Annotated in this window: 16 protein-coding genes and 1 tRNA gene; 7 read left to right on the forward strand and 10 right to left on the reverse strand. The window is 65.2% G+C overall.

The features are described 5' to 3' along the window. Positions 1–4: 4 nt before the first annotated feature. Both MTX34_RS22610 and MTX34_RS22615 read right to left on the reverse strand, forming a co-directional pair. Positions 5–727, reverse strand: coding sequence for an HNH endonuclease family protein (locus MTX34_RS22610; protein WP_374640315.1), 723 nt, complete (start codon positions 725–727; stop codon positions 5–7). Between the two features lie 97 nt (positions 728–824). Further along, positions 825–1,730, reverse strand: a complete 906-nt coding sequence (locus MTX34_RS22615) for an NADP-dependent oxidoreductase (protein ID WP_243610879.1) — start codon at positions 1,728–1,730, stop codon at positions 825–827. 105 nt (positions 1,731–1,835) lie between these two features. Between MTX34_RS22615 and MTX34_RS22620 the strand changes: the two genes are divergently transcribed. The 7 genes from MTX34_RS22620 (at position 1,836) to MTX34_RS22650 (ending at position 10,895) form a co-directional block, all read left to right on the forward strand. Then, positions 1,836–4,670 (forward strand): DEAD/DEAH box helicase, encoded by a 2,835-nt coding sequence (locus MTX34_RS22620; protein WP_243610880.1) that lies wholly within the window; start codon positions 1,836–1,838, stop codon positions 4,668–4,670. Continuing rightward, entirely contained in the window at positions 4,670–5,428 is a 759-nt protein-coding gene (locus MTX34_RS22625) for an SWIM zinc finger family protein (RefSeq protein ID WP_243597106.1), read from the forward strand. The genes MTX34_RS22620 and MTX34_RS22625 overlap by 1 nt, the downstream gene beginning before the upstream one ends. Before the next feature lie 78 nt (positions 5,429–5,506). Next, on the forward strand, positions 5,507–7,015 hold the full coding sequence (locus tag MTX34_RS22630) for a CoA-acylating methylmalonate-semialdehyde dehydrogenase (RefSeq protein WP_243610881.1): 1,509 nt from the start codon (positions 5,507–5,509) through the stop codon (positions 7,013–7,015). A gap of 7 nt (positions 7,016–7,022) precedes the next feature. Beyond that, positions 7,023–8,162: an isobutyryl-CoA dehydrogenase gene (locus MTX34_RS22635; RefSeq protein ID WP_243597108.1), complete on the forward strand. Its 1,140-nt coding sequence runs from the start codon at positions 7,023–7,025 to the stop codon at positions 8,160–8,162. After that, positions 8,159–9,217 (forward strand): enoyl-CoA hydratase/isomerase family protein, encoded by a 1,059-nt coding sequence (locus tag MTX34_RS22640; protein ID WP_243610882.1) that lies wholly within the window; start codon positions 8,159–8,161, stop codon positions 9,215–9,217. Before MTX34_RS22635 ends, MTX34_RS22640 begins: the two co-directional genes overlap by 4 nt. Then, on the forward strand, positions 9,214–10,122 hold the full coding sequence (mmsB, locus tag MTX34_RS22645; RefSeq protein ID WP_243610883.1) for a 3-hydroxyisobutyrate dehydrogenase: 909 nt from the start codon (positions 9,214–9,216) through the stop codon (positions 10,120–10,122). Before MTX34_RS22640 ends, mmsB begins: the two co-directional genes overlap by 4 nt. Then, positions 10,119–10,895, forward strand: coding sequence for an enoyl-CoA hydratase (locus MTX34_RS22650; protein WP_243597111.1), 777 nt, complete (start codon positions 10,119–10,121; stop codon positions 10,893–10,895). Before mmsB ends, MTX34_RS22650 begins: the two co-directional genes overlap by 4 nt. A gap of 44 nt (positions 10,896–10,939) precedes the next feature. Here the strand turns inward: MTX34_RS22650 and MTX34_RS22655 are convergent, their stop codons facing one another. From MTX34_RS22655 to MTX34_RS22690, 8 genes are all read right to left on the reverse strand, one after another. Continuing rightward, on the reverse strand, positions 10,940–11,764 hold the full coding sequence (locus tag MTX34_RS22655) for a rod shape-determining protein (protein WP_243610884.1): 825 nt from the start codon (positions 11,762–11,764) through the stop codon (positions 10,940–10,942). A gap of 102 nt (positions 11,765–11,866) precedes the next feature. After that, positions 11,867–12,400 (reverse strand): MarR family winged helix-turn-helix transcriptional regulator, encoded by a 534-nt coding sequence (locus MTX34_RS22660; protein ID WP_243597113.1) that lies wholly within the window; start codon positions 12,398–12,400, stop codon positions 11,867–11,869. A 35-nt stretch (positions 12,401–12,435) separates the two neighbouring features. Continuing rightward, positions 12,436–13,779, reverse strand: coding sequence for a DUF2254 domain-containing protein (locus tag MTX34_RS22665; RefSeq protein WP_243610885.1), 1,344 nt, complete (start codon positions 13,777–13,779; stop codon positions 12,436–12,438). A 79-nt stretch (positions 13,780–13,858) separates the two neighbouring features. Then, the gene (locus MTX34_RS22670) at positions 13,859–14,446 is read right to left on the reverse strand and encodes a trans-aconitate 2-methyltransferase (protein ID WP_243610886.1); all 588 of its coding nucleotides are present in this window, start codon (positions 14,444–14,446) and stop codon (positions 13,859–13,861) included. A 14-nt stretch (positions 14,447–14,460) separates the two neighbouring features. Then, positions 14,461–15,366 carry a hypothetical protein gene (locus MTX34_RS22675; protein WP_243610887.1) on the reverse strand — a complete coding sequence of 302 codons (906 nt, stop codon included), beginning with the start codon at positions 15,364–15,366 and terminating at the stop codon, positions 14,461–14,463. A 60-nt stretch (positions 15,367–15,426) separates the two neighbouring features. After that, positions 15,427–15,499 (reverse strand) — tRNA-Arg (locus MTX34_RS22680). A 68-nt stretch (positions 15,500–15,567) separates the two neighbouring features. Continuing rightward, the gene (locus MTX34_RS22685) at positions 15,568–16,251 is read right to left on the reverse strand and encodes a DUF305 domain-containing protein (RefSeq protein ID WP_243597117.1); all 684 of its coding nucleotides are present in this window, start codon (positions 16,249–16,251) and stop codon (positions 15,568–15,570) included. Between the two features lie 38 nt (positions 16,252–16,289). Beyond that, entirely contained in the window at positions 16,290–17,183 is an 894-nt protein-coding gene (locus MTX34_RS22690) for a DUF3105 domain-containing protein (protein WP_243610888.1), read from the reverse strand. Positions 17,184–17,210: the final 27 nt, after the last annotated feature.

Below are 17,210 nucleotides of genomic sequence, written 5' to 3' on the forward strand. Positions count from 1 at the left end.
CACCTTACGCCGCGCACGTCGAGGCGACCGAAGCGAGAACACCCTGATCGGCCTGCGTGATCGGCAGTTCGTACTGGGCGGCGACCGAGAGATACTTGCCCGCGTAGAAGCAGTGGTAGGCCGCGTTCGGTGGTAGCCACTGCGACGGTGTCTTGTCGCTCTTGCTCTGGTTGTCAGCCCCGTTGACCGCGAGCAGATTGAACGCCACGTCGTTGGCGAACCGAATGCGCTTGTCCGGCAACCACGTGTTCGCGCCCATGTCCCAGGCGGCGGACAGGGGGTAGACGTGGTCGATCTGGATTTTTCCGGCGTCGGACTTGGTGAACAGCATCCGCTCGCCGGAGTACGGATCTGCGAGCGAACCCGCCAGCACGACGCAGTTGCGGGTGCCTGCCCGGAACTCGACCTCGGTCATCGACAGCGCCAGGACGTTGTCGCGGGTACCGCAGCCGTCGTGACCGCCCGGCCCGTCGTAGTCGTCCGTCCACGCCGGGCCGAACACACACCCTTCACCGCTCTTGCATCCACGCTCGTAGCCGAGGGCATCGGGTCGCGCGGCGACCACGCGAACCTGGGCGAGCAGCTCCTCGATCTGTGAGCGAGTAGGACTACCCGGAGCCGGTTCGGCGGGGGAGAAACCAGGAACGACGGGCCGGTCGCACGAGCCGAACACAGCCATCACCGCCGTAGCGACCACCAGCAGGACCGCTACCCACAGTTTTCTCACACACGTCCCATCGTCGATCTTCTCGGTCGGTCTTCGGTTCTTGCGACAGCAGTGTGCCGTACGGGGCCGACAGTGATCCGCTGCCGCGGAACCGGCGTCAGCGAACCTCGACGACGACCTTGCCGAGCACGTGCCCGTTCTCGACGAGCGCGAGAGCCTCGCCTGCTCGCTCGAGCGGGAAGACATGGTCGATGCGCGGGCGAAGGACACCCGACGCGGTCAGATCCGCCAGCCGCGCGAATGCTGCGGTGCTGCGGTCACGTTCGACCCCGGAACCACCGAACTGGGCTGCCGACACCGGATCTGCGACGCTGACGATCGGTACCCCCGCCGTCACTGCGGTCGCGGCGGCGCGCAACGTCGCGCCTCCGACGAGATCGACGATGCCGGTCACCGGTCGCGAGATCGCGTCGACGAAGTCGGGGCCCGATTCGACGAACTCGGCCCCGAGGCTCTCGATCCACTCCTGTTTACCTGCGCTCGCGACCGCGAGAACGTCGATCCCATCGGCTCGCGCGAGTTGCAGAACGGCCGAACCCACGCCGCCGCCCGCGCCGAGCACCAGGATGGAATCACCCACGACCGGATGAAGTCGGCGTAGCGCGTCGTACGCGGTGCCGGCTGCCACCGGAAGGGTGGCCGCGGCTGCCCACGAGACGGCCTCCGGCTTGTGTGCAGTGCTCGACGCGTTGAGCACGGTGTACTGCGCATAGCCTCCGAATCCCGCGGCGGTGGCTCCGAACACGTGGTCGCCGATCGGGAAGTCCACCACACCGGAGCCCGCCGCAACGACGGTGCCCGATACCTCCCGTCCCAGAACCGCGGGCAAGGTGATCTGCACGGTGTCCTTGCGATTGCCGGCCCGGACCTTCCAATCCGCTGGATTGACCCCGGCGGCATGGACCGCGACGAGAATTTGCCCGGGGCCCGGCTCCGCGACGGGTAGGTCGAGAAGGTGCTCGGTGTCGGGTCCGCCGTATTCGCTGAAGCCGTACGCGATCATGCGCCTACTGTGCCTTACCGGTCGGATCGATCGGTAAGGCAACGCAGAGACTCGCTCGGAGCGCCTCGCCTCGGCGGTGTCGGTGCCTGCTGATTGGATGGACCGATGTTGCACGGTCTGTGGTCCCCCGGTGCCGGGCTGATGCTGTGGGACGACGAAACCACCACCGGCGACGAACCCGCGCTGCCCCAGACTCACGCGCATGTCCTGACCAGAACGTTCCGGCACCGTGCCGAGGTGTCGTTTCCGGCAGCGGGACGGAGAGCTACCGCGCCGGCCCCGGTGCAGGTTCCGGCCATCGCGCTCGCGCCGCACGATGCGGTCGAATTACTGCTGCGGACGCCGTCCGAGCACGCGTTGATCTCTGGTGATCTCCGCTATCTGGCGCACGTCGCCCGCGGAATCGAACGCTGGGTCCGTGGCGGCCGCGTCGTTCCGGCCCTGAAGTTGATGGACGGGCAGTGGTGGCCTCGCTGGCGTCTGGTCGGCGGCGAACGTCAACGCGCCTGGGCAAGCGAGCTCGCCGTCGCGATGCCGTCCGTGCAGCGCGCCGGCGAGCGGCCCAAGAGGATTCTCGACGACATGGTCGAAGAGCTCACCGATCCGATCGTCAGATCGGTTCTGGGCAGACCCGACTCGGAACATCCGCTGTTGTCGGCCCTGATTCGCGATGATCCATATCCCGATGGCACTCAACAGATTTCGACGCTGCTCGAGAACTGGCGCGGAAGCCTCACCGTCGACGAGCCGTCCCTGGTGCTACGCCTGCTCGAACCCGATGACGACGAGGTCGCCGCCGAGAGCGCCTCCCCGGAAGAGGTGGAGTCGTACTGGACGCTGCAGGTGTGTCTGCGCGCCGACGGCGAAGCGCCGCGACCTGTTCCGATGAGCCGCAAGGTCGACGCGACCCTGCTGTCGATCGCAGTGCGCAAACTCGGCGAGGCCGTGGCGGCGTACCCGAGGCTGCGTGATCTGCCGTCGCAGGAAGGCACCCTCGATCTGTTGCTTCCGACGTCGGTGGTCATCGACCTCGTCGAGCACGGTGCGACGGCACTGCAGGCCACCGGTACGACGGTTCTGCTTCCTCGGGCCTGGACGAGATTGGATCCGTCGATGCGGTTGCGCGTCGAGTCACCCGCGGTGACGAAAGCGGCCGCCGACAGGGCGGTCGGCATGGACGAATTGGTGTCGTACGACTGGCAACTCCAACTCGGCGACATGGTGCTCACCGAGGCGGAGATGAACAGGCTCGCCGTCTCGAAGGGCGATCTCGTCAGGCTCCGCGGTCAGTGGGTGTTGGCCGACGGCGGTCAACTCGCGCGGGCCGCCAAGTACGTTGCCGAGCATCACGGCGACGGGACTGCACTGAGCACGCTGATTCGCGAGATGACGCTGGCCGATCCACCGCCGGCTCCGGTCCAGGACATCCGAGCCACCGGGTGGGCGGCCACGTTGCTCGAACCCGGTGCGGTGCCGGAGACCATCCCCGTACCGGCCGGTGTGAACGCGACTCTGCGGCCGTATCAGCAGCGTGGGCTCGATTGGCTCGCGTTCATGAGTCGGCTCGGTCTCGGAGCGGTACTCGCCGACGACATGGGGCTCGGCAAGACGCTGCAGGTGCTGACCCTGCTCGCGCACGAACGCAGTCCGATGCCGACGCTACTGGTGGCCCCGATGTCGGTGGTCGGTAACTGGCAGCGTGAGGCGGCGAAATTTACTCCGGCACTGCGAGTTCTGGTGCACCACGGGCCGGCTCGGTCCAAGGGCGAGGAGCTCGATCGGGCGATCGCCGAACACGATCTGATCGTCACCACGTACGCCCTGATGGCCAAGGATCGCGAGCAGCTCGCCGAGCAGACGTGGCGTCGAGTGGTCCTCGACGAGGCGCAGCACATCAAGAACTCGGGCACCGTTCAGGCCAAGGCTGCGCTCGCCATCCCCGCTGACCACAAGTTGGCACTCACCGGAACGCCCGTGGAGAACCGGCTGGACGAACTGAGGTCCATTCTCGACTTCGCCAATCCGGGCATGCTGGGCCGGCCGTCCGACTTTCGGAAGCGATTCTCGGTTCCCATCGAGCGCGAGAACGACGAGAACGCCGTCTCACGGCTGCGCGCCATCACCTCTCCGTTCATTCTGCGCCGCGTCAAGACCGATCCGACGGTCATCTCGGACCTACCCGAGAAGAACGAGATGACCGTGCGGGCCAACCTCACCGCCGAGCAGGCTGCGCTGTACAAGGCGGTCGTCGACGAGATGATGGCGCAGATCGCCGATGCGAAAGGCATGAAGCGCAAGGGGGCCGTCCTGTCTGCGCTCACCCGTCTCAAGCAGGTGTGCAACCACCCCGCCCATTTCCTGTCCGACGGCTCGCCGGTGCTCAAGAGGGGACAGCATCGCTCGGGCAAGATCGGTTTGGTGGAGGACATGCTCGATTCGATTCTGGGCGACAACGAGAAGGCGTTGTTGTTCACGCAGTTCCGGGAGTTCGGTGAGCTCGTGGCACCGTACTTCGCCGAGCGATTCGGCACCGCGGTGCCGTTCCTGCACGGTGGTGTGAGCAAGTCCAAGCGCGACGAAATGGTGGAGAACTTCCAGAGCGGTGACGGTCCGCCGATCATGATGCTCTCGCTCAAGGCCGGCGGCACCGGGTTGAATCTGACGGCCGCCAATCATGTTGTTCATCTGGATCGTTGGTGGAACCCTGCGGTGGAGAATCAGGCGACCGACCGGGCTTTTCGCATCGGCCAGCGTAAGAACGTCGAGGTGCGCAAACTGCTGTGCGTGGGCACCGTGGAGGAACGGATCGACTCGATGCTCGTCTCCAAGCAGGATCTGGCGAATCTGGCGGTGGGCACCGGCGAGAACTGGGTGACCGAAATGGACACCGCGGAACTGCAGGAGCTGTTTCGCCTCAGTGAGGATGCGGTGGGGGAGTGATGGTCGACTTCTCGCAGTACGGCAAGCGGCGACAAGCCAAGGGTGGCATCGAGTCCAGAAACAAGCGCGGCGCGTTCGGGCAGACGTGGTGGGGCAGGCATTTCGTGGCGGCCATGGAAGACCTCGCGGATCCGGGTCGGATTGCTCGCGGCAGAACGTATGCGCGCCAGGGGCAGGTGCTCACGCTCGGGGTGGAGCGGGGGCAGATATACGGCGAAGTGCAGGGCAGTCAGCTCGAGCCGTTCTCGGCCTCGGTCACCGTCGATCCGCTCACGCAGGGGGAGGTTGCCGCACTCGTCGACAGGGTGCGGTCGAACCCGGGCATGCTGGGCGAGTTGGCGTCCAATGCCATTCCGCAGGCGCTGGCTTCGGTGTTGCTGCCGCACGACAAGGGGCAGCTCGATTTCGACTGCACATGTCCCGACGACGGGTGGCCCTGCAAGCACGCGGCGGCTCTGATGTACATCGCCGCCGAGCACATCGACGCGTCCGCCGCCACCATCCTGACGCTGCGTGGAGTCGATCTCGACCAACTGATCGAAGGCGTCGGGGGCGGGGAACGAGAGGACGAGTTCGATCCCGATGACTGGTTCGCCGATCGAGCGTCGTTCCCCGACCTTCCCCAGGTGTCGTTCGCTCCCGCGATGGACGATCTCGATCCGTTGATCCTGCGCCGAATATTTCGCGCCGACGGCTCCACCGAGGCCGAGGTCAGTCGGGCCAACGCCGATCTGAGGCAGTTCTACGACCGACTGTGAAGGTGTTCTGGACTTACATGGACATCCGACTATAGGATGGGCGTACTTCACTTCCACGCTCGAGGACGGACGAATTCCATGGCTCGCGAACTCACACACTTCATCGGCGGCAAGCACGTCGCCGGAACCTCCGGAAACTTCGGGGACGTCTTCGACCCCAACACCGGCGAGGTGCAGGCCCGTGTGCCCCTGGCCGACGTATCCGAGGTCGAAGCCGTCATTGCCGATGCCGAACAGGCCCAACGTGAATGGGCGAAATGGAACCCGCAGCGTCGGGCCCGCGTCCTGATGAAGTTCCTGGCGCTCGTCACCCGCGACACCGAGGAACTGGCCCGCTTGCTCTCCTCCGAGCACGGCAAGACGATTGCCGACGCCAAGGGCGACATCCAGCGTGGCGTCGAGGTCGTGGAGTTCGCCGTCGGCGTCCCGCATCTGCTCAAGGGTGAGTACACCGAGGGTGCAGGCGGCGGAATCGACGTCTACTCGATGCGGCAGCCGCTCGGCGTCGTAGCCGGCATCACCCCGTTCAACTTCCCGGCGATGATTCCGCTGTGGAAGGCAGGCCCGGCCATCGCCTGCGGAAACGCGTTCATCCTCAAGCCCTCCGAGCGTGACCCGTCGGTCCCGCTCAAGCTCGCCGAGCTCTTCCTCGAAGCGGGACTGCCGCCGGGTGTGTTCAACGTCGTCAACGGCGGCAAGGATGCCGTCGACGTGCTCCTCACCGACGACCGCGTCAAGGCGATCGGCTTCGTCGGTTCGACGCCCATCGCGCAGTACATCTACGAGACCGCAGCCCAGCACGGTAAGCGCGCACAGTGCTTCGGTGGAGCCAAGAACCACGCCCTGGTGATGCCGGACGCCGATCTCGACGAGGTCGCCGACGCTCTGCTCGGAGCTGCATACGGTTCGGCAGGCGAGCGGTGCATGGCGATTTCCGTCGCCGTTCCCGTCGGTGAGGAGACCGCCGACGCGTTGGTCGCCAAACTCACCGAGCGAGTGGCGAAACTGAAGATCGGCCGCAGCGACGACGAGGACGCGGACTTCGGCCCGCTCGTCGGCAGCGATGCTTTGAAGCGAGTCAACGACTACACCCAGATCGGTGTGGACGAGGGAGCCGAGTTGGTCGTCGACGGCCGCGGCTTCGTGCTCGAAGGCCACGAGGGTGGATTCTTCGCCGGCGCAACACTGTTCGACAAGGTGACCACCGACATGCGCATCTACAAGGAAGAGATCTTCGGACCCGTCCTGATCGTCGTGCGCGCGAAGGACTACGAGGACGCGCTGCGCCTGCCCACCGAACACGAATACGGCAACGGCGTCTCCATCTTCACCCGTGACGGCGACACCGCTCGCGATTTCTGCTCCCGCGTCCAGGTGGGCATGGTCGGCGTCAACGTGCCGATTCCGGTGCCGATCGCGTACCACACGTTCGGGGGTTGGAAGCGTTCGGGATTCGGCGATCTGAACCAGCACGGACCCGATTCGATCCGCTTCTACACCAAGACCAAGACCGTCACCCAGCGCTGGCCGTCGGGCACCAAAGAGGCGGCAGCTCAGAATCACTTCGTCATTCCGAACATGGACTGATCCGGCGATGTTCGCATTGAACGAGGACGAACGAGCGATCAACGACACCGCCCGCGAATTCGCCGACGAGTTCCTGGCCCCGAACGCCATCGAGTGGGATCAGCAGAAACACTTCCCGGTCGACGTGCTGCGCAAGGCAGCGGGTCTGGGAATGGGCGGAATCTACATTCGCGAGGATGTGGGCGGATCGGGCCTGACCAGGGTCGACTCGGTGAGGATCTTCGAGCAACTGGCCACCGGTGATCCGTCCATTGCGGCGTACATCTCCATCCACAACATGGTCGCGTGGATGATCGACACCTACGGCAACGACGAGCAACGGCAGCGCTGGCTGCCGGGGCTGTGTGCGATGGATCAGCTGGGGAGTTACTGCCTCACCGAACCCGGTGCGGGATCCGATGCCGCGATGCTCAGCACCAAGGCAGTGCGGGACGGTGACGAGTACGTGTTGGACGGGGTCAAGCAATTCATCTCCGGCGCAGGTACTTCCGAGGTGTACGTCGTGATGGCTCGCACCGGTTCTTCCGGTCCGCGGGGCATCTCGGCGTTCATCGTGCCGAAGGACTCCGCCGGTCTCTCGTTCGGAGCGAACGAGAAGAAGATGGGCTGGAATGCTCAGCCCACCCGACAGGTCGTTCTCGAAGGAGTTCGCGTTCCGGCGGAGAATCTGCTCGGCAACGAGGGCGACGGGTTTCGTATCGCGATGAACGGCCTCAACGGCGGACGTATCAACATCGCCGCGTGTTCGATCGGCGGCGCGCAGTCCGCTCTCGACAAAGCCGTCTCTTATCTGGCCGAGCGCAAAGCATTCGGGGCACGGTTGCTCGATGCGCAGGCGCTTCAGTTTCGACTGGCCGATTACAAGACCGAACTCGAGGCCGCGCGCACGCTGCTGTGGCGGGCCGCGGACGCATTGCAGAACGATGCTCCGGAGAAGGTCGAAATGTGCGCCATGGCAAAGCGTTTCGGAACCGATACCGGTTTCGAGGTCGCCAACGGAGCGCTGCAGTTGTTGGGTGGCTACGGATACCTGGCCGAATACGGTGTCGAGAAGATAGTCCGTGACCTTCGGGTGCACCAGATTCTGGAAGGCACCAACGAGATCATGCGCGTCGTCGTCGCCCGATCGATCGTGGGTGCCGCATGAGCGACGTGATCCTCGAGGTCTCCGGCGGTATCGGCCGGATCACCCTGAACCGCCCCAAGGCGATCAACGCGCTCGATCATGCGATGGTGCGGGAGATCGCACCGGCGTTGGAGCAGTGGGCAATCGAAGACGCTGTCGACGTCGTTCTCCTGACCGGAGCCGGAGAGCGTGGATTGTGTGCGGGCGGCGACATCGTCTCGATCTACCACGACGCCAAGGACGGCGGCAGCGGCAGCAAGGACTTCTGGCGTGAGGAGTACATCCTCAACGCCGCGATCGCGCGGTTCCCGAAACCGTTCGTGGCCATCATGGACGGCATCGTCATGGGCGGAGGCGTCGGACTCTCGGCGCATGCCAACACTCGCATCGTGACCGAACGGTCGAAGATCGCGATGCCCGAGGTCGGTATCGGCTTCGTCCCCGATGTGGGTGGCACGTACCTGCTCTCGCGCGCTCCCGGCGAGATCGGGACCCACTTCGCGCTCACCACGGCGCGAATGAATGCCGCCGACGCCATCGCGGTCGGATTCGCCGATCACTACATTCCGTCCGGCAAGTTGGACGACTTCTACTCGGCACTCGAGACGGTCGGCGTCGGCGAGGCCGTCGCGACGTTCAGCGAGCCCGCACCGGAGTCCACGGTCGAAGGCCAGCAGGAATGGATCGACGAGTGTTACGCCGGCGACGACGTTCAGGGCATCGTCGACGCTCTTGCCGCCAGCACAGTGCCCGAGGCGCAGCAGTCGGCGGAGGACATTGCGTCCAAATCGCCTGTGTCGCTGGCAGTGACACTGAGATCGCTGCGCCGGGCAGCGACGCTGCCGACGCTGGAGGCGGTACTCGACGAGGAATATCGCGTGTCGGTCGCGTCACTGTCCAGCCACGACCTCGTCGAAGGAATCCGAGCACAGGTGGTCGAGAAGGACCGCAATCCGCAATGGCAACCGCGTACGTTGGCAGACGTCACGCCCGAGGACATCGACCGGTACTTCGTACCTCTCGGGGACGCGGAACTGGGCCTGTCGAACGCACACACAGAAGGTGAGCAGTCATGAGCGAGAAGACGATCGGCTTCATCGGCCTCGGCCACATGGGTGGGCCGATGGCCGCCAATCTGGCTGCGGCCGGCTACACGGTGCAGGGCTTCGACCTGGTGCCTGCCGCGCTGGAGCAGGCCGCGAAGGACGGCGTCACCGTGGTGGAGTCGGCCGTGGCCGCCGTCGCCGATGCCGACATCGTCATCACGATGCTCCCCAACGGCAAATTGGTACTCGAGTTGTACGCGGATCTGCTGCCCGAGGCGGCACCGGGGACGTTGTTCATCGACTCCTCGACCATCGATGTCGCCGACGCGCACGCCGCGCACACGCTGGTGCACGAGGCCGGTCACAGAGGTCTCGACGCGCCGGTCTCGGGCGGTGTCGGGGGAGCTGCGGCAGGAACGTTGACCTTCATGGTCGGCGGTTCCGAAGAGGATTTTGCCTCTGCTGCAGCAGTTCTCGACGTCATGGGCCGCAAGGTGGTGCACTGCGGCGCGGCGGGCAACGGTCAGGCTGCCAAGATCTGCAACAACATGATTCTCGGCGTGTCGATGATCGCCATCAGTGAGGCGTTCGTGCTGGGGGAGAAGCTCGGTCTGAGCAACCAGGCGCTCTTCGATGTGGCGTCGACTGCGTCCGGTCAATGCTGGGCACTGACGACCAATTGTCCGGTGCCCGGTCCCGTTCCGACGAGCCCGGCCAACAACGACTACAAGCCGGGGTTCGCGGCAGCGCTCATGGACAAGGACCTGAGCTTGGCTGCCAATGCACTGCGGGACAACGGCGTCGAGGGTGTTCTCGGCCTCCAGGCTGCCGAGCTGTACGCACGATTCAAGGGAACTTCCGGGGGCGGCACCGACGTCGACTTCTCCGGCATCATCAACGACATTCGCGAACGCTCGAACGGAGCAGGCCTGTGAGTGACCACCAGACGATTCTGCTCGAGCGGCGAGGCCGCGTCGGCATCATCACGCTCAACCGTCCCAAGGCGTTGAACGCGCTCAACTCCGAGTTGATGCGCGAGGTCGTCTCGGTGGTCGAAGAACTCGACGCGGACACGGGCATCGGTGCAATCCTCATCACCGGTTCCGAGCGGGCCTTCGCTGCCGGTGCCGACATCAAGGAGATGCAGCCCAAGTCCTACATGGACGTGTACCTCGACGATTTCTTCGCGGCATGGGATCGACTGGCCTCGGCGCGAACGCCGTTGATTGCGGCGGTGTCCGGTTACGCACTGGGCGGTGGGTGCGAACTCGCGATGCTGTGCGATGTACTGATCGCATCGGACACTGCGGTGTTCGGACAACCCGAGATCAAGCTCGGCGTCATCCCGGGAATCGGCGGGTCGCAGCGCTTGACGCGAGCGGTGGGCAAGGCCAAGGCCATGGAGATGTGCCTGACCGGTCGCAACATGAAGGTCGAGGAAGCCGAGCGAGCAGGGTTGGTCTCACGCATCGTGCCGGTCGCCGATCTCCTCGACGACGCCATCGCGACCGCAACCACCATCGCCGAGATGTCGCTGCCGGTCGCCATGATGGCGAAGGAAGCAGTGAACCGATCGTTCGAGTCGAGCCTTCGTGAGGGTGTTCTGTTCGAGCGCCGCGTGTTTCATTCGACGTTTGCCACGGAGGACCAGAAGGAAGGCATGTCGGCGTTCATCGAGAAGCGGACGCCGAACTTTCAGCACCGCTAACGGCTCTTCTGGGTCGTTCCGCAGGCTCCACTCCCGGGTCCGCCCTACCTGTCAGGCGACAGGAGGGCGGCACCGCGGGCCGAGACCAGTTCCGGCATCGGAGGCACCAGGGTCGTCAGGCCGGTCCGCAGTTCGAGCGACCGTGCTATCGAGGTCATGTTCGCACCGCCGCCCACCACAACGATCGACTGCGGTCTGGCACCGGACAATTGGATGGTCTGCTCCACCAGCATGCCCGCGTACCGCACCGGTCCGGCGATGAGATCGTCCACGTCGCGTCGCGTCAACACATGTCGCGCAGTGCCGGATGGATCAGTGGTGCTGACGACGGAGTCGACGCTCAGCTGCTCCTTGATGGATCGGCTGGCATCGAGTCCGATCCGCACACCGTGGGACGAGAGCAGCCTGCGAACCGAATGATCGAGGTCGTCGCCGCAGAACGTGGCAGTGCGCCGCGTCATGAGAGTGCGAGTGGACGCGAGATCTATGACGGTAACCGTGGTTCCGGTGCTGCCGATATCGCACAACACGGTGACGCCGTGATTGGGTACCAGCCCGATGAAACGCAGATAGCGCACTTGCGCAGCGGTTTCCGGAACGAGCGACGCTGTGCGGGCCGTACCGCGGGTGGCAACCGTGCCAGGATCTGTGGCCACCCGGTACGCGATGGCGGAGAACTGCACCGGCAGTGACATCGTCGCGGCGATGGAGTGGATGGCGTCGACGCCGGTGGCGATCGTGGTGGACAACGACTGCCCGGGGGCACGGCGCACCGTCCGCGACACGATGGGTGTGCGGTGGGGGCTGTTCAGATACGTCAATATCGCGCGTGCACCGTGCGCACCCGCCCCGACCCCCAACACCAGCACCCCGCCCCGCCCTTCAGCAGATCGACTCCGCCTTGCTCGCAGAGCAATTGCACCACGAACGGTACGGGTGTGCCATTGTCTTGTGACGAGTCACCATCGAACTCAGAACGATGTGGTGATGTCATCACTGTCGAAATCTCCTGCATCCGAACGCAGTTCCGCCAGGATTCGAACGAGCGCCAGCAACTTGTCGCGTGCCAGCCCGGGGCGCGCGAACACCAGGGAGTTCAAGCGCTCGGTGGCCTCGACGGCCAACGTGCGTCCCTCGTCGGTGATTTCGACCAACGTGGTGCGTCGATCGCTCGGATGTGGGATGCGTCGAACGTATCCGACGGATTCGAGGCGGTCGACAGCGTTGGTGACGCTCGTGGGATGCACCTGCAGACGCGCACTCGCCTTCGCCATCGGCAGAGCGCCGTTCTTGGTGAACGTCAACAAGGTGAGTAATTCGTAGCGCGAGAAGGTCAGTCCCGTCGGCTTCAACGCTTCTTCGACCCGGGCCAACATGATCTGCTGCGCGCGCATCAACGACGTGACTGCGGCCATACCGTCGGCGGCCTCGGACCACCCGTGCTCGGTCCACTGGCGGTGTGCCTCTGCAATGGGGTCGAGGGGAAGCGGAGACGGTGCTGGCATACCGACCATCCTCCCACGGTGTCCGGTTCGTGCGTCTACCGAATCTCCACGCGAGGTACGGCAAGTGGAACCCGATCGGTGATCGCCGCGCGGGCGCGCGAGATCTGCTCTCGGGCTTCGGCCGTACGCACAGAGTCCGTGTCGCCGGTTGCCAACGCACTGTCCAGAAGCGTCAGTTGGGTCAGTACGGCATCGACGTTCTCGGTTGTCCGGGCGGCACGGCCCACTCGCTCGGCGAGGCGAATGCCGGCCTGCACCACCATCGGACTGCCGGTGCCGTAGATCCGCACCGCGTCGAGGGCATGATCGATCAGCGGCGGAACGGCAACGCGGCGAACGATCACGCGCACGGTCCCGTCGGCGTCACAGCGTGCGCGGCGGGGCCGTGGGCGCTGGACGACCGCGACGAGCCCGACCGAGAGATCGTCGATCGCGTTGCGTGCGGTGTACGGGTCGTTGACTCCGGTCGACAGCGCACGTACCGCCATTTCCGTCATCTGTTCGACGGCGAACGCAATATCGTGCCGAGGTGTTCGACTGGTGCCGATAGCGAACGAGCCTCGAATTCGATCGACCGCGTCCTCGGATATGTCGGCCGATCGATCGGCGAGGATATCGGCGAGCGGCTCTCCCGCAACGACGTGCTCACCTGGTGCGCGATGAATTTCGACCAGGGTGCCGCTGTCGGTGGCGATCTCGAGCACACCGCGTTCGTCGATGTCGATGATCACCCCGGACTCCTCGGCGAGGATCGTGGTGTAGACGGGCGGCTTGACGACACCCTCCGCCGAGGCGGCGTCGTCGGGTTGTTCGAGTGGGTACAGCTCGTCGACAGTTTCGGAGAGCTCGTCGCGAACCCGACCGGACAGCGTCGCCACCTGAATCGACTGGGCGATGTGATGAATGAAGTAGACGAGCACACCCACGTCCACCACTGCGAGCCCGACGGCCACGTTGACGGCGATATCCGGGACGAATACCGATCCGTCGGATTCGATCGAGCGAATCGATCGCAACACCATCAGCGAGTACAGGAACGTGGCACCGAAGATGCCGAGCACCACCTGGTTGCCGCGGTCTGCCATGAAATTGCGCACCAGGCGAGGGCCGTACGAGGAACTGGCGGTGGCCAGAACCGAGATGGTGATGGAGAACGACGTCGCGGCCACACCGAGCATCGACCCGCCGATGGCACCGAGGATGTCGCGGCTGCCACTGGCACCGACGTGGTAGAACAACGATCCCGTCAAGTCCACGCGAGTGTCGAGCAAATAGCGATCGAGACTCACCAGGGCCTGCGCGAGCACGAGTGCGACAACTCCGAGGACGGCGGGAATGAACCAGAACGATTCCCGCAGCTTCGCCATGTGTTCCTTCATGACGCACAGTCTTCCCGTGGGCGTCCGAATCAACCCTCGACACTCGAATTGCGGTGATCGCTGGGTTGTTTCCCTCGGCTCAGGCGAGCAGAGCCGGCTTGCGTGCCACGGTCACAGCCCAGTCCGCATCGGCGCGCCATGGCCGCAGATCCCACGTTGCGAATCGGTGCTCGAGGACGAAACCGACCGCCGCCAGATCCTCGTCGAGCATGTCGACCGTGTACTCCCGATCGGTGGCGAATCCGGTGACGAACACTCCGCCTTCGGTAAGGTGCGCCCAGATGCGTTGCAGCGCTGCGCGTTCGGTACCGGGCTTCAGGAAGACGAGTACGTTGCCTGCCGCGACGGCCGCGTCGAACGTTCGTCCCAGATCGAGCGTCGTCAGGTCGGCGACATGGACGTCGAGTTCCGGGCGCGCTCGGGCGGCTTCCGCCAGAACCGGATCGAGATCCACCGCGGTCACCCGATGGCCGCGGCGGGCGAGTTCGGCACCGAGCCGGCCGGTGCCGCATCCGGCGTCGAGGATGCTCGACGCGGGGGAGACCACCGCGTCGAGCATGCGGGCCTCGCCGTGCAGATCCACGCCGCGTTCGGCCAGGCGGTCGAATCGCTCGATGTATCGCTTGGAATCGTCTGCGGAGTTCTCGGCTTGCCAACGTGTGGTCACCCCGTGAGGGTAGGTCAGGACAAGGCGTCGAGGGCCGCCCGGGCTTCCACGACCCGCGCGCGGGCCGCCTCCAGTGCATCGGCCGTCGACTTCGCCTGATCGACACTGGCCTCGTTTGCTTCCCGCGCAGCCTGCGCTCTGGCTCTGGCAGCCTCCAGTTCGGCTTCGAGCCGCTCGACTTCCTCTGTGGCGCTGAGCCGTTCGGCCGCGGCACGTTCTGTGTCGGAGTCGGCGGCTTCGGCCGCGTCGCGTGCGACATCGAACGCGGTTTCGGCAGAATCGAGTTCGGCGACCAGTCGACTGTGTTCGGCCTTGCGCAGCTGCTCGGCTTCGGAGGAGTCCTCGGGATCGGACTCGGGTGCGTCGTCGGTGGTGTCCGGTACCCCGTGGGCCTCGTCGTCGTCGGGCGGGTCGGGAACGAGGGAGAGCAGTGCAGGCCCGAAGCCGCTGTAGGTTTCGGCCGTGACGGTTCGGCCCGCTCGTACGCGGTCGCGAATCTCCGGATCGGCCATCGCCGCGTTCAGGGTGTTGGAGATCTCGCGCGCAGCGTTGTCGCCGACGGTCGCCCCGAGGTCGCGTCCCAGCGAGACGGCTCGATCGGTCAGGGTGCGTATCGAAGTGCTTCGAGCAGTGGACAATTCACGCAGTCGGGGGCCGTCGCCGCGCTGCTGGGCTCGTTCGAGTTGCTCACCGAGGTCGAACAGTTCCGCCAGGGCCGATTCGTCTCGACGGGCGAGCCCGTTGACCAACCACGCGACGACCGTGGGCTTGCGAAGGGCACCGATTCGGGTAGCGCCGGTTTTGTCGCCGGCTTTCTTGAACCGAGTGGCGTATGCGGCGCGATGCGAGACGAAATCAGCGAGAGGGAGCGAATACAGATCGTCGACGACGGTGTCGAAAGGGGGGAGATTCTCGGACATCGAAGTCCACCGTCTCGTTCGAGCAGCCACCGTGCGTCGATGACATGCGTGAAAGATGTGTGCCCCCGGCAGGATTCGAACCTGCGGCCTTTCGCTCCGGAGGCGAACGCTCTATCCCCTGAGCTACGGGGGCGCACCGGACGAACCGGTGTGCCTGTTGGGCTGTACGAAAGACTAGCGCATGTGCGACGGGAGTCGAAATCACCCCTCGGGCAGCGGCTGCGCACCCTTCTCGGCGAGCATCTGCTTCATCAGCGTCGACTCGCTGGTCTGAGTCGCAACCATGGACCCCGCCAGGTTGATCACCGCAGGAGACTGCGCGTGAGTCTGCGCGTACTCCATCATCGCCAGGCCGCCCTCGTGGTGGCGCAGCATGAGCTGCAGAAACATCACGTCGACGTCCGTGCCCGTCGCCTGCCGAAGCGCGGCGAGTTCAGTGGAACTGGCCATGCCCGGCATGGCCCGGGTGGGATCCGAGGATCCGGGGTCCATGGACATCCCGCCCATCGAGTGACCATGAGAGTCGTCCTCGGTCATCCAGGTCATGTAGCCGTCGGTCGCGATCGGCGCTCGGTCCCACAGAGCCAACCAGCCCTGCATCTGCCCCACCTGATTCTGCTGCGAGGTGAGCATGTCGAACGCCAGGCTCTTGACGCCCTGATCGGGAGCATTGGTCAATGCCACCGCGGCCATCTCGATGGCCTGGTTGTGGTGCACGGTCATGTCCTGTGCGAAACCGACATCGACCGAGTCCGCGGCAGGCGAGTTGTCATCGTCGCGGAACGGATTCCCCACCAGAAAGCCCAGCGCGAACCCGATCGCCAGGACGGCGATCAGGGCCAGCGCCACCAGCGCGGTGCGCTGACTCGGCTTCGTCGAAGACATGGTGCGTGCCGCATCATCGGTCGGTGTCGGTGCGGTCATCAGCTGGCGGGGATCTGGAGATCGCTGGGCAGCTGCGCTCCACCGGGCAGTCCGCCGGCACCGCCGGTCTCACTGGGGTCGGGAGTGATCCCGGCACCGTCCATCGGAACGGCGTCCGGGCCGGGCGCGGAGGCGTCGAACAGCGGCGGGTTGTCCGGATCGAAGGCATTGTCGCCCGTGCCCGGTACCGATGCGCAGCTGGCACCGACCTCCGGGTAGGCGAAACGGTTGAGGCGCAGTGCCGAGATGAACTGGCTGATGCGTTCGTCGTCCACGCTGTCGAGCTTGAGCTGGTGGCCCCAGGATTGCAGCGAGACCGGGGAGTCGAGGCCCGGGTACGGCGACATCATCATCTGCGTTTCACCGTCGACGCGATCGGCCAGTGACTCGACCTGGTCCGCGTTCAGATCGTCGGGGTTGTACGTGACCCAGACGGCACCGTGCTCGAGGGAGTGCACGGCGTTCTCGGTGCGAATGGCCTCGGGGTAGACGATTCCCGTGCAGGTGGCCCACACCGCATCGTGCGGTCCACCGAACGGCGGCGTCTGGTCGTAGGCGACCCGTTGCGTGCGTCCGACGTGCAGAGCCGCGGGGTACTCCTGCACGGTCACGCCGTCGATGCCGGTCGACGGATCCTGATTGGCCTCGCTGGGCTCGAACTTCTGCGCCTCTGCTCGGTCCTGGTACTTCGGATACAGATTGATCCCGAGGCCTGCGACGAGACCGACGACCACAACGACACCGGCAACCGTCAGCCAGGGAATCTGCCTGCCCGTGGCGGTGGGCACGCCGCCCTTCTTCTTGCGAGCTGACTTCTTGTTGGCTGCGTTGATGGCTTTGTCCGCCTTCGCAGCCGACTTGTTCTGACTGCCTTTGTCGGGACCCGTTGGCATCGCTGTAGTTGCTCTCTCAGTCGAGGA

It is taken from the genome of Rhodococcus sp. ARC_M5 (assembly GCF_022810405.1).
GTDB lineage: Bacteria > Actinomycetota > Actinomycetes > Mycobacteriales > Mycobacteriaceae > Rhodococcoides > Rhodococcoides navarretei.

Excerpts from the sequence above, each read along its gene's own strand:
- MTX34_RS22615 (WP_243610879.1), bottom strand. The coding sequence starts at position 1,730 with ATGATCGCGTACGGCTTCAGCGAATACGGCGGACCCGACACCGAGCAC.
- MTX34_RS22620 (WP_243610880.1), top strand. The coding sequence starts at position 1,836 with ATGTTGCACGGTCTGTGGTCCCCCGGTGCCGGGCTGATGCTGTGGGAC.
- MTX34_RS22625 (WP_243597106.1), top strand. The coding sequence starts at position 4,670 with ATGGTCGACTTCTCGCAGTACGGCAAGCGGCGACAAGCCAAGGGTGGC.
- MTX34_RS22630 (WP_243610881.1), top strand. The coding sequence starts at position 5,507 with ATGGCTCGCGAACTCACACACTTCATCGGCGGCAAGCACGTCGCCGGA.
- MTX34_RS22635 (WP_243597108.1), top strand. The coding sequence starts at position 7,023 with ATGTTCGCATTGAACGAGGACGAACGAGCGATCAACGACACCGCCCGC.
- MTX34_RS22640 (WP_243610882.1), top strand. The coding sequence starts at position 8,159 with ATGAGCGACGTGATCCTCGAGGTCTCCGGCGGTATCGGCCGGATCACC.
- mmsB (WP_243610883.1), top strand. The coding sequence starts at position 9,214 with ATGAGCGAGAAGACGATCGGCTTCATCGGCCTCGGCCACATGGGTGGG.
- MTX34_RS22660 (WP_243597113.1), bottom strand. The coding sequence starts at position 12,400 with ATGCCAGCACCGTCTCCGCTTCCCCTCGACCCCATTGCAGAGGCACAC.
- MTX34_RS22665 (WP_243610885.1), bottom strand. The coding sequence starts at position 13,779 with ATGAAGGAACACATGGCGAAGCTGCGGGAATCGTTCTGGTTCATTCCC.
- MTX34_RS22675 (WP_243610887.1), bottom strand. The coding sequence starts at position 15,366 with ATGTCCGAGAATCTCCCCCCTTTCGACACCGTCGTCGACGATCTGTAT.
- MTX34_RS22685 (WP_243597117.1), bottom strand. The coding sequence starts at position 16,251 with ATGTCTTCGACGAAGCCGAGTCAGCGCACCGCGCTGGTGGCGCTGGCC.
- MTX34_RS22690 (WP_243610888.1), bottom strand. The coding sequence starts at position 17,183 with ATGCCAACGGGTCCCGACAAAGGCAGTCAGAACAAGTCGGCTGCGAAG.